At 42.5% G+C, this 11314-nt stretch carries 13 protein-coding genes; 10 read left to right on the top strand and 3 right to left on the bottom strand.

Annotated elements, in window-relative coordinates; all coding sequences use genetic code 11:
- The first annotated feature begins 94 nt into the window (after nt 1-94).
- The gene (gene mtnA, locus H6G26_RS12185) at nt 95-1156 is read left to right on the top strand and encodes an S-methyl-5-thioribose-1-phosphate isomerase (RefSeq protein ID WP_190729505.1); all 1062 of its coding nucleotides are present in this window, start codon (nt 95-97) and stop codon (nt 1154-1156) included.
- 124 nt (nt 1157-1280) lie between these two features.
- On the top strand, nt 1281-1763 hold the full coding sequence (locus tag H6G26_RS12180) for a GNAT family N-acetyltransferase (protein WP_242053686.1): 483 nt from the start codon (nt 1281-1283) through the stop codon (nt 1761-1763).
- A 105-nt stretch (nt 1764-1868) separates the two neighbouring features.
- Here the strand turns inward: H6G26_RS12180 and H6G26_RS12175 are convergent, their stop codons facing one another.
- A complete protein-coding gene (locus H6G26_RS12175; RefSeq protein WP_190729504.1) occupies nt 1869-3290 on the bottom strand; it encodes an NADP-dependent isocitrate dehydrogenase in 1422 nt (473 codons plus the stop codon).
- A 273-nt stretch (nt 3291-3563) separates the two neighbouring features.
- Here H6G26_RS12175 and H6G26_RS12170 point away from each other — a divergent pair, with 273 nt between their 5' ends.
- The 5 genes from H6G26_RS12170 to H6G26_RS12150 all read left to right on the top strand — a co-directional run bounded on the left by H6G26_RS12170 (nt 3564) and on the right by H6G26_RS12150 (nt 6948).
- Nucleotides 3564-4292: a GUN4 domain-containing protein gene (locus H6G26_RS12170; protein ID WP_190729503.1), complete on the top strand. Its 729-nt coding sequence runs from the start codon at nt 3564-3566 to the stop codon at nt 4290-4292.
- Between the two features lie 10 nt (nt 4293-4302).
- Complete coding sequence (locus tag H6G26_RS12165; protein ID WP_190729546.1) at nt 4303-4575, top strand: BrnT family toxin; 273 nt, start codon at nt 4303-4305, stop codon at nt 4573-4575.
- Nucleotides 4576-4582: 7 nt separating this feature from the next.
- Nucleotides 4583-4828: a hypothetical protein gene (locus H6G26_RS12160; protein WP_190729502.1), complete on the top strand. Its 246-nt coding sequence runs from the start codon at nt 4583-4585 to the stop codon at nt 4826-4828.
- 51 nt (nt 4829-4879) lie between these two features.
- Complete coding sequence (locus H6G26_RS12155) at nt 4880-6046, top strand: ABC transporter ATP-binding protein (protein WP_190729501.1); 1167 nt, start codon at nt 4880-4882, stop codon at nt 6044-6046.
- A 122-nt stretch (nt 6047-6168) separates the two neighbouring features.
- Nucleotides 6169-6948: a superoxide dismutase gene (locus H6G26_RS12150; protein ID WP_199326808.1), complete on the top strand. Its 780-nt coding sequence runs from the start codon at nt 6169-6171 to the stop codon at nt 6946-6948.
- Between the two features lie 124 nt (nt 6949-7072).
- On the opposite strand, the gene rsmG is transcribed toward H6G26_RS12150, so the two are convergent.
- Nucleotides 7073-7807, bottom strand: coding sequence for a 16S rRNA (guanine(527)-N(7))-methyltransferase RsmG (gene rsmG / locus H6G26_RS12145; protein WP_190729500.1), 735 nt, complete (start codon nt 7805-7807; stop codon nt 7073-7075).
- Nucleotides 7808-7880: 73 nt separating this feature from the next.
- Nucleotides 7881-8555 (bottom strand): energy-coupling factor ABC transporter ATP-binding protein, encoded by a 675-nt coding sequence (locus tag H6G26_RS12140; RefSeq protein ID WP_190729499.1) that lies wholly within the window; start codon nt 8553-8555, stop codon nt 7881-7883.
- A gap of 387 nt (nt 8556-8942) precedes the next feature.
- Here H6G26_RS12140 and H6G26_RS12135 point away from each other — a divergent pair, with 387 nt between their 5' ends.
- From H6G26_RS12135 to H6G26_RS12125, 3 genes are all read left to right on the top strand, one after another.
- The gene (locus H6G26_RS12135; protein ID WP_190729498.1) at nt 8943-9899 is read left to right on the top strand and encodes a Sll0314/Alr1548 family TPR repeat-containing protein; all 957 of its coding nucleotides are present in this window, start codon (nt 8943-8945) and stop codon (nt 9897-9899) included.
- Nucleotides 9900-9973: 74 nt separating this feature from the next.
- On the top strand, nt 9974-10426 hold the full coding sequence (locus H6G26_RS12130) for a DUF3531 family protein (RefSeq protein ID WP_190729497.1): 453 nt from the start codon (nt 9974-9976) through the stop codon (nt 10424-10426).
- Nucleotides 10427-10434: 8 nt separating this feature from the next.
- Nucleotides 10435-10866: an NUDIX hydrolase gene (locus H6G26_RS12125; RefSeq protein WP_190729496.1), complete on the top strand. Its 432-nt coding sequence runs from the start codon at nt 10435-10437 to the stop codon at nt 10864-10866.
- The last annotated feature ends 448 nt before the right edge of the window (nt 10867-11314 follow it).

Here is an 11314-nt window from a genome sequence, read left to right as displayed (position 1 = left end):
GGGGAAGAGGTGAGAATGTCCAATCCTCATACCCAATATCTTCCTATGACTTTTAAATTTTGAATTTTTAATTTTGAATTCGGAGCAAAGCGACGTGACACCTTCTATAAACCAGGTTTATCCCGTTATTTGGCACAACGACTCAGTGTCACTAATTGACCAAACCCGCTTACCCAATGAATATACATTCGTAGAAATTCACCGCAGTGAAGATATGGCGCGGGCAATTAAAACGATGATTGTTCGAGGTGCGCCAGCAATTGGTGTAGCTGCGGCCTATGGAATGTATCTTGGTGCAAGGGAAATTAAGACTAGTGATCGCCATGAGTTTTTAGATAGCTTAGATAAAGTAGCCCAGTTGTTACGTTCTACTCGTCCGACGGCAGTAAATTTATTTTGGGCAATTAGCCGGATGATGAAAGCCGCCTACGAAACACTGGGAACTGTAGAAGAAATCAAGGAAACCCTTTTCCAAACAGCCCAAGCAATCAATGTTGAAGATTTGCAAACTTGTCAAGCGATCGGTGACAATGGTTTGGCAGTTTTACCCAATACTCCAGAAAAGCTGACGCTGCTTACTCACTGTAATGCTGGAGCATTAGCTACGGCTGGTTATGGCACAGCTTTGGGTGTTGTGCGTTCCGCTTGGAGGGAAGGACGTTTAGAACGTTTATTTGCTGACGAAACCCGCCCCCGCTTGCAAGGCGCAAAACTCACCACTTGGGAATGTGTGCAAGAAGGTATTCCAGTTACATTAATTACTGATAATATGGCAGCCCATTGCATGAAACAGGGTTTGATTCATGCTGTGGTTGTGGGTGCCGATCGCATTGCTGCTAATGGCGACACTGCCAATAAAATTGGTACATATAGTGTTGCGATCGCAGCTAGAGCACATAATATCCCCTTCTTTGTGGCTGCACCCCTTTCCACCGTTGATTTTGAATTATCTGATGGTAGCCAAATTCCCATTGAAGAACGCGATCCAACAGAAATCTATCAAGTTGGTGATACCATTCTGACTCCTGAAGGTGTAGATTTTTATAACCCAGCTTTTGATGTGACTCCGGCTGAGTTGATTACAGCGATCATTACAGAGAATGGAGCGATCGCACCTCATCAATTAGCAAAATCACAGGTAAAGCAATTAGTGTAAGTGAGTTCGATGAACCTCTCTCTGTCTTTAACCCTTACTTTCCACGGGGTTTGGAAGGGAGTGATTTAAATAATAGTTCGGTGGCTTCATTACTTGGGAACCTTCGGAGTTAACTGGAGTTCAGATGGAAATGCGGATTGAACCTTACGACGCTCATCAACTTGATGCAGTCATTCGTCTTTCGCTTCGAGCATGGACTCCGGTCTTTGATTCGATTCAGAAAGTAATGGACTTTGACATTTACCACGAATTCTATCCCGATTGGCGTGTGAGCCAACAAAAGGCTGTAGAGAGTGTCTGCGGTCCAGAGGACACAAATGTATGGGTTGCTATCGATGCTGATTCAACCGTGGGCTTTGTAGGCGTGAAACTACACTCAGAAACCAGCATGGGTGAAATCTACATGGTCGCTGTCGATCCAGACTTTCAAGGTCAGGGCATTGGCAGTGCTCTGACACAATTCGCCCTTGATTGGATGAAAGATGCTGGAATGTCTGTTGCTATGGTCGAAACTGGAGGTGATCCAGGTCATGCCCCAGCACGTCGCACCTATGAAAAGCTGGGCTTCGGGCTGTTACCGATCGCCAGATACTTCAAAAAGCTCTAAATACGCAGGGATCAAATCTTTCCCTCTCCGAGTCGGAGAGGGACAGGTTTTACGTAGCAAAACCAGGGAGAGGTCTTTTTATTCGACTAATTAGCCCTAATGAACTTAACCAAAATGCTGAATAATTGCGTCGGCAAATTCAGAACATTTTAAGGGTTCAACTGGCGGTTCTAGCAACCGGGCTAAATCGTAGGTGACTTGACTACTCGCGATCGCATCGCTTAAACCTTTCTTAATTAGGTCTGCGGCTTCTTGCCAACCCATAAATTCCAGCATCATCACACCAGACAAAATCACTGAACCAGGATTAATCCGATCCAATCCGGCGTGTTTGGGTGCAGTGCCGTGGGTAGCCTCAAATATGGCGCTAGAATCACCAATATTTGCCCCTGGCCCCATTCCTAAACCACCAACAATGGCAGCAGCAGCATCAGATAAGTAATCGCCGTTCAAGTTCATCGTCGCCAAAATCGAATACTCATCCGGTCTGGTTTGGATTTGTTGAAAAATACTGTCAGCAATCCGGTCATTCACCAAAACTTTCTCTTTCCATTTGCCATCGCCGTGGGTTGCCCAAATTGAGTTAAGAACAGTTTCAACTTCCTTGACAATTTGCGCTTTTTTCTCTTCGGTGAGACTATCAAACCCAGGATCAATCTCGCGGGCGTTTTCTTCCAAGGAAATATTCGGATTTTTTTCCTTGTTACTCAAAATCCAAGATTCTCGTTCAGTGACAGTTTCTTGGCGGAATTCCCTGGTTGCTAGTTCATAACCCCAATCACGGAAAGCGCCTTCGGTGTACTTCATGATGTTGCCTTTATGCACCAAAGTCACCTGTTGCTTGTTTTTAGGCAATAACAAAGCGTGTTTGATAGCACGTCTGATTAAACGCTGGGAACCAGTTTTACTGATGGGTTTGATGCCAATACCAGAATCAAGAGGAATACGTTTTTTCCCATGTTCTGGGGTGGCGGGGATTAGTTCTTCATTGAGAATTTTAATTAAGCGATCGCCGATTTCGCTACCTTGTCGCCACTCAATGCCTAAATAAATATCTTCCGTATTTTCTCGATAAACAATTACATCCAGCTTTTCGGGATTTTTGTGGGGTGAGGGTGTACCTGCATAGTAACGGCAAGGACGCACGCAGGCATAGAGGTCAAAAATTTGCCTTAGCGCCACATTTAAAGAACGAATCCCTCCCCCAACAGGAGTAGTTAAAGGCCCTTTAATGGCTACACCATACTCTTCAATAGCCGTAAGAGTGTCCTGTGGTAAATACTGGTAAGTTCCATATAAATCGCAAGCTTCATCTCCAGCGTAAACCTTGAACCAGCTAATTTGACGTTGACCCTTATATGCTTTGGCTACCGCAGCATCGAGAACTTTTTGGGTAGGGGGCCAAATGTCGATACCTGTACCATCGCCACGAATAAAGGGGATAATTGGATTGTCCGGTACAATTGGTTCACCATTTTTGAAGGTGATTTTTGCTCCGGCTGCCGGGGGGGTAATCTTTTCGTACATCGTTTACACACTCCTAATCGATACGCTGCTAGTCAAAAAAACCTTATGTGGCAGGCTTGTATATTTTGCTATGTCCTTTGTTCCCAAGCCATAAGGCAAAGATTTTCCCCCTATTCTCCTTGTACATTATTTGGGGATTAAGTGTGGGATTCAGTGAAGCGATCGCAATTTTGTACGATCAAAAATAGTAAACTACTTTTCGCTATCAATGCTTCACCTTGGAGGAGCAAGATAGCTTACCACTCTTTCACTGACCGCTAAAACGAGAATGGCATGACAGACCCAATGATTTTATCAGGCCCTGCTAATGACATCGACTCCCTCCGACGACCATTAATCGCTGGGTCTGAAAAAGTCCAACAACAGATAATCCCACAGTTAGCTGATTTGGGTAATGAGGGATTAGACGTGTTGATGGAATTTTTACTGAAACGACGTGAGAACCCAGCAACTTGGATTGATGGCAAAGCTTACCAAGTCCTCTATAACTCTGATGCACCTCAAGCCAAAGAGTTTTTGCGCTCCTATTTTCCTGAAGGAATTGTACCTTTAAAATCAGAATGCGAGATTAACTACAATTCTTTGCAACAGCTACTTGCTGCTCAAGACTTCCAAGCAGCCGATCGCGTCACCATAGAAAAAATGTGTGAACTGTCAGGGCCAACAGCTGTACAACGAAAATGGTTGTACTTTACTGAAGTAGAAAATATCTCGGTTGTTGACTTGCAAACCATTAACAACCTCTGGTTAGTCCACTCTGAAGGTAAATTTGGCTTTTCAGTGCAGCGAGAAATCTGGTTAAGTTTGGGTAAAAATTGGGAAAATTTCTGGCCGAAAATTGGCTGGAAAGAAGGTAATAACTGGACGCGATATCCTAACAGCTTTACTTGGGATTTGAGTGCGCCTAGAGGTCACTTACCCCTTTCTAATCAACTTCGCGGAGTAAGAGTCTTTGCTTCTTTACTCTCTCACCCTGCTTGGTCGAAGAATCCAGAAAAATGATTATAATTTCATCAAGTTCGAGTGGGACGAAAACAAAGCAGCAATAAATCTTTTAAAACATCAGGTTTCCTTTGAAGAAGCCAAAACTGTTTTCGATGACCCGCTCTATGTTGACTTGTATGATCCAGACCACTCTGATGATGAGGAACGTTACCTTATTATTGGAGAGTCAAATCGGGGACGCTTACTAATTATGTTGTATACAGAGAGAGGAAATTCAATTCGTCTCATTAGCGCGAGAGAAGTAACACGATCCGAGCGAGAAGCATACAAAGAAGGGTAAGCCAGAAATGGAAGACGATCTGCGATCAGAGTATGACTTAAAAAGTCTAAGGGTCAGAAAGTTTGGCCCTGAACGAAAAAGCTTTGGGAAGACAACAATTCGTTTAGAACCTGATGTTGCAGAGGTTTTTCCCAATGCCGATGCTGTGAATGAGGCTCTAAGATTTCTGATTAGAGTTGTGCAGGACAACCAAGTTTCTGCACTTGCAAAGCAGCCTCACAGTTCCTCAGAGGGGGCGGATAAAACCTCTTAGTAGTAAGTTGGAAGTGCCGCAGATCCCAAACTGAAAATACCAAATTTGATAATGGCAAACGTTCGTCTAGAAGATATTAAGCGTAGATTTAATAATGTCACTGCTATTGAGGACATTACTTTTGAAATTCCAGATGGCGAATTTTGGGTTTTAGTTGGGCCATCAGGTTGTGGTAAGTCTACAATTTTGCGAACGATCGCTGGTTTAGAAACTGCCACATCAGGCAAACTTTTTATTGGCGATCGCTTGGTGAATAATATCCCAGCCAGACAGCGAGATGTGGCGATGGTGTTCCAGAACTACGCTCTCTATCCTCACATGAGTGTGGCGGAAAACATCGGCTTTGGGTTGCAAATGCGGAAGGTTGACCGCAAAATTATTCAAGAACGGGTGATGAATGTGGCGCGATCGCTTTCTCTGGATCACCTACTGGATCGTAAACCCAAACAACTCTCTGGGGGACAGCAACAACGGGTAGCATTAGGAAGAGCGATCGCTCGTGAACCCCAAGTGTTTTTACTTGATGAACCTTTATCTAATTTAGATGCCCAATTGCGCGATGATACAAGGGCGGAGTTGAAACAGTTACATCAAGAATTAGGCATTACCACAATTTACGTCACCCACGATCAAGTTGAAGCAATGACTTTGGCTGATAAAATTGTTGTGTTAAATCGCGGACGGATTCAGCAAATTGGCGATCCCCAAACCATTTATGCAAGTCCTAATAATCAGATGGTGGCAACTTTTTTAGGTAGTCCGCCAATGAATATTTTGCCTGCAATCTATGAAAATAACGGTTTTGATGTAAGTGGGCAATTATTAACGATTCCGGCAGTTGTGAAAAAATTACAGTTGCGTCATGGACACAGTTATGATTTGGGGATTCGTCCAGAGCATATTTTTATCAACGAACCGCCAATGCAACTTGGCGTTCGCGAAGCGTCTCCGACAGGAGAAGCGTCTCCGACAGGAGAAGCGTATCGAAGAGAAGAACGCCAAGAAGGAAATGAGAGTCATTTGATTGTAGAAGTCAAGGTGGTGGAACCTTTAGGAAGGGAAACTTTGATTCGTGCTGGCTTACCTGGTTCGGCGGTGGTATTGAATATTCAGGTGGGTGCGAATGTGCATCCGCGTCCAGGCGATCGCCTTTCTCTACAACTTGATTTAAATCACTTGTTTGTATTTGATCCTAAAACTGGGGATAGAATTTTATAAATAGTTTTTTAAACTGCCAGAATAAACTGCCAAAATAATCGCAATTCACAATTTTTTGTAGCCAAAATCTAAGAAAATAAAAACTGCAATAGAGATTTAATGGATTCGCTGCAAAAAATTATATGACTATTAATCGACGCCATTTCTTGTTTTTACTCACAGCAGGTGCGGGTGCTTTTGTATTAGATGCTTGTGCATTGGCAGAAAAATCTCCTCAGGTAAACACTGCAATTCCTGAAACAACACCAAATACAACAGCAAATACAACAGCAAATAAAACAGGTGCGATCCAACTACCGCCTTTACCTTATGCCTATGAAGCACTAGAACCGCACATTGATGCCAAAACGATGCAATTTCACCACGATAAACACCATGCAACTTATGTGAAAAATCTAAATGCAGCCTTAGACAAACACCCAGAACTCAAAGGCAAAACTATTGAAGAACTGTTACAGAAACTTGACAGTGTACCACAAGATATTCGCAGAACAGTAGTTAATAATGGCGGTGGTCATGTGAACCACTCAATGTTCTGGACTATTATGAAGCCGAAAGGTGGGGGAGAACCAACAGGAAATATAGCCTCCGCAATTAATCAAAATTTTGGCAGTTTTGCAGCGTTCAAAAAGCAGTTTAACGAAGCTGGTGCTGGTCGTTTTGGTAGTGGTTGGGTTTGGCTAGTGCGTAACAAAGGTGGCAAGTTGGAAGTGACAACCACAGCTAACCAAGATAATCCCTTAAGTGAAGGCAAATATCCCATTATGGGTAATGACGTATGGGAACACGCATATTATCTCAATTACCAAAATCGCCGCGCAGATTATTTAGATGCTTGGTGGAACGTGATTAATTGGGATGAGATTAATAAGCGATTTGCAGCAGCAAGTAAATTAGCTTAAGCATTAGGATAAGAGGAGAGATAGAAAAATAAAAAATTTATCTCCACTCCTGTCAAAGTAACTCGTAATTACTACTGTGAAGGTTTATACTCTTTATAATTACGAATTACGAATTACGAATTAGTTAAAGAGGCTTTTGAGTAGGTACACCAATAGCACGAGGAAACTGAACTGGTGTGATGGCTACCTTACGCAAATACACACAGTGCCGGATGCTGTGACTTAGGGGTGTAGTAAATTGTTCGATTGATTCAATGACACCACCCAACTGCTTCACAGCATTCTGCAAAGCTGTTGTTTCATCCTCAGCCCAATTACCGCGATAAATTATGGCTAAACCTCCCTGCTTGAGCAGTGGTAGGGTATATTCTGCACATACAGAGGCTGCACCTACAGCGCGGATCAATGCAATATCGTAAGCTAGTCGATGCTGGGGGTGCTGACCGATTTCTTCAGCCCTACCAACAAGAGTTTTGGCATTAGTAAGAGCAAGTTCAGCTAGTATATTGTCGAGAAAAGCGATTTTTTTCCGAGTGGAATCGAGAAGAGTAATTGTGCAATTAGGTACAGTAATTGTCACTGGAACACCTGGAAAACCTGCACCTGTACCAATATCGATCAGAGCAGGGGAAGTAGGGGACAAACTTGTTGATAACAGGGGTGCAATTCCTCGCAGAGAATCCCAGAGATGTTTTTCCCAAAACTCTTGGGGATCAGTGATGCGAGTTAAATTTAGTTGGCGGTTACCTTCTAGGATTAACTCATAAAGCTTTTGAAATTGTGCTTGCTGTTGGACAGTTGGTTGCCAATTCAGAGTTTGCTGCCATATTTCTGCCATCTCAGGCAATAAGTTTGTCATTTGTCATTTGTCATTTGTCATTTGTCATGGGGCATGGTTATTCTCCTTGTCCCCTTGCCCCCCTGCTCTGTTCTCACACCGTCGGTAGAGGTTCTTTAACTTTGGCTTCTAGTGTTTTTGGATCTACTGATTGTAGTTCACCGTGGTTGAGTGTCCAGCAACGATCTGCGATCGCTAACATATCCCCAGCATCGTGTGTCACTACTAACAGTGTCCAATCTTGTTTCAGTTTCGCTAATAAATTTACCAGTTGCCGACGCATTGACCAATCCAAACCAGCTGTCGGTTCATCCAATAACAGTAAATTTGGTTGGCGAATCAATTGCACTGCTAAAGCTAAACGCCGTTGTTGACCACCACTCAAAGCATGGGGAGCGGCGGAGAGCGATAAATGCTCTAATCCCACCTCACTCAGGGCTTGTCTGACTCGTTCTGACCCTAACTCAGGATGTCCTAAACGTAATTCTTCTAAAATCGAACCACCACAAAAGTGCCGTTCTGGAAACTGAAATACCAATCCAGCTAATTGCTGTAACTGTTCGGCAATGAGTTCTTGTTCCCGCCAAAAGAGTGCGCCGGTAGTGGGTTCGGCTAGTCCCGACAAAATTTCTAGTAAGGTACTTTTTCCTGAACCGCTTGGGCCAATAATCAGACCTAGCTGCTGGGGTGCTAATTCCAAGTTGATCGATTTGAGAATTGCTGTTGGACAAGCTGTGGGGTGATAAATTATATCTCGGAGATAGAGCATTTGTTAAAATTACCAAAAAGTCAGCAAATTACTGATTAGCTACACTGAGAGCATCTAAAAAGTTCTGGAAAAATTTCTAGTGCATTACCTGCCTTAACACCTTAATTTAGCAGCAAGAATCATCCATGTTTTTCTCCATTGTGGCAGACTCACCCTTAAACAATGGCTATGACCAGCCTGGGAACATGGAAAACTTACCGAAGTCAAACGTTATATAAAAAAATTCTGGTTGAAGCAGAGGCAAGTTAACACTTCGACTTCTCTACGAGACGCTGCGCGTTAGCGGAGCTTTCGCTTTAGCGATACGCTCAGTGTAAAAATTAACCATTTGTTGCATTCTAAGTAACACATACAACTATTTCAACCGCAAATATTCTGAGGGTTAAAATGACTAAAAGGTTTTCTTTGCTTCGATTAGTAGCGTCTACTAAACTCACTACCCTTACTCAGACTACTTTTGCTGCTGCGTTCGCCTTTGGCGTTGCCCCTTGGGCAATCGCACTTAATCTGTGGATAAGCCCCTCCTTAGCTGGCGATCCATTTCGTAATAGCGAACCTCATCAAATTGGCGACCAAACAGAAGCCGCTTTTAAAGCGATTTTCCAACAGGGCAACTATCCGGCAGCAGAGCGTTATCTGGAACAAGCGATATCCAAAGAGCCAAATGAACCTCTAGCTTATGCCATGAAAGCATCTTTGGCATACGGAAATAAGGATTGGGCTAAACTAGACACCTACAGTCAGAAAACTCTAGAAACCGGACAAAAGCTGATTTCTAGCGATCCATTACGTGGTAATTTATACACTGCCGTTGGTCATTTTTTAGAAGGTGCAGTAATTCTCACTCGTGAGGGTACAGTCAACGGTGTGCCGCAAGCTTTTGGTCGGTTACGGCAAGTTTATGAGTATTTAGATAAAGCCGAAGCAATTTCTGCCAACGATCCAGAACTGAATTTAATCAAGGGTTATATGGATTTATTATTGGCGGTTAATTTACCTTTTGCTAGTCCAGATCAGGCAATTGGACGCTTAGAAAAAAATGCTGCTCCTGGGTATCTCGTGGATCGCGGTATTGCTCTTGCTTACCGGGATTTAAAAAGGTATCCACAGGCACTAGAATATGTCAACCGGGCGCTTAAAACCACATCAGATAATCCAGAAATTTATTATCTCAAAGCCCAAATCCTGAAAAACCTGGGGCAAAAAGAAAAAAGCCAGCAGATGATTCGGGAAGCGATCGCTAATTTTGACAAAGCACTGACTAAAAAATCTCAACTCCCAGGCGATTTAGTCAAACAAATTGAACGTGAACGCAGCAATGCTGCTACCCTGAAGAATCCTTAGTCCCCATTCCCTACTCCCTACTCCCTACTTTGATATGCTTATTTGCAGAACAGTAATTGAGATATTAGACCAAAATGGAGATTCAGTTCCGCGAAATTAATCCTTTTGATATGTGGATTTGGCTGAAATTCAGCACAAATCCTTCTGCGCGTGAAAAGCAGTATGTAGAAGAAGTTTTCAATTCCTGGTTTTATCTGGGTAAATTGGGTGGATTTAATGCAGAGAATCTCCAGGTGCAGGACACTGGACTCGATATCAGCTACATGAATTATGATGAGCAAGGGTATGACAAAAGCTTGCTAGCACTGATGCACAACATCGGCGAGTTTGAATATGAGGGCCAATGGGGGCGTTGTTGGTTTGACTTAGGAACCAGTGATGCGATCGCATTGGATATTTTAATCAACGCCCTCAGCCAGTTAAGTCAGGAATATGTCACCATTGAAGAATTATACATCGGTGGCGAAAATCCAGATTGGCCTATTGAGGATAGCGAAAGTCGTCCTCAGTCTATTTACGATAATTAGTTACAAAAATGAATAAAGCAGGCGAAATTCGGGTAATAGCCTTGGGGCTAATTCGGGATGGCGAACGCATATTTGTTTCTGAAGGCTATGATCCCGTAAAGCAAGAAACATTTTATCGTGCTTTAGGCGGTGGTGTTGATTTTGGCGAAACCAGCCACGCCGCCTTAGAACGAGAGTTTCAAGAGGAAATTCAGGCAGACTTAACGAATATTAAATATCTAGGTTGTATAGAGAACCTGTTTACATTTAATGGTAGGCAAGGTCATGAAATTATTCAACTTTATCAATGTGACTTTGTTGATTCTAAATTTTATCAACTGGAAAGTTTAATTTTTTCCGAATCACAAACTCATAAGCATAAAGCGTTATGGATGGATATCTCTAGCTTTAAATCTGGGAAATTCAAATTAGTACCTGAAGTATTTTTTGAATATTTATAAATCATCTGGAAATTTACTAAGATTGCTTTGCCGTTAATTATGTCATCGCACTCAGCAAAGAGACAATTGTCTCTTTAACAAAACTAACTCACCGTTGGAATTACATAGATAACAGCGGTAGAGTGTCCCTAAAGTTTGCCAGAGATTGTGGACTATGATTTTTACCCTGATGAACCAAGCAAGTTAAGCGATCGCTAATACCATTTCACGAAAAAAATGATGAAGATAATTACCCTTACGAGGAAGCAAGCTCCACTTTGATCTCGTAAAGAAGGCATTGCTGACAAAAAATATTTACAGAAACTTCATCAAATCCTTGCACAAAGCGGTTTCATTCCCATATCACTCTGGAAATTAACAGAATTCCATGATCATACTTCCGTAGTTTTTGATTTTTTTGTAAAAAAAATAATAATTTCTGGGTATTTACTGATATCGATCACTATTT

The sequence above is a fragment of the Nostoc sp. FACHB-888 genome (genome assembly GCF_014696655.1).
Taxonomy (GTDB): Bacteria; Cyanobacteriota; Cyanobacteriia; order Cyanobacteriales; family Nostocaceae; genus Nostoc.
The sequence above is the reverse complement of the archived record's forward strand: the minus strand, read 5'-3'. Positions and strand labels throughout refer to the sequence as shown.

Coding starts and splice junctions, on each gene's coding strand:
- H6G26_RS12180 (WP_242053686.1), top strand. CDS start 1,281: ATGGAAATGCGGATTGAACCTTACGACGCTCATCAACTTGATGCAGTC.
- H6G26_RS12175 (WP_190729504.1), bottom strand. CDS start 3,290: ATGTACGAAAAGATTACCCCCCCGGCAGCCGGAGCAAAAATCACCTTC.
- H6G26_RS12170 (WP_190729503.1), top strand. CDS start 3,564: ATGACAGACCCAATGATTTTATCAGGCCCTGCTAATGACATCGACTCC.
- H6G26_RS12160 (WP_190729502.1), top strand. CDS start 4,583: ATGGAAGACGATCTGCGATCAGAGTATGACTTAAAAAGTCTAAGGGTC.
- H6G26_RS12155 (WP_190729501.1), top strand. CDS start 4,880: ATGGCAAACGTTCGTCTAGAAGATATTAAGCGTAGATTTAATAATGTC.
- H6G26_RS12150 (WP_199326808.1), top strand. CDS start 6,169: ATGACTATTAATCGACGCCATTTCTTGTTTTTACTCACAGCAGGTGCG.
- rsmG (WP_190729500.1), bottom strand. CDS start 7,807: ATGACAAACTTATTGCCTGAGATGGCAGAAATATGGCAGCAAACTCTG.
- H6G26_RS12140 (WP_190729499.1), bottom strand. CDS start 8,555: ATGCTCTATCTCCGAGATATAATTTATCACCCCACAGCTTGTCCAACA.
- H6G26_RS12135 (WP_190729498.1), top strand. CDS start 8,943: ATGACTAAAAGGTTTTCTTTGCTTCGATTAGTAGCGTCTACTAAACTC.
- H6G26_RS12130 (WP_190729497.1), top strand. CDS start 9,974: ATGGAGATTCAGTTCCGCGAAATTAATCCTTTTGATATGTGGATTTGG.
- H6G26_RS12125 (WP_190729496.1), top strand. CDS start 10,435: ATGAATAAAGCAGGCGAAATTCGGGTAATAGCCTTGGGGCTAATTCGG.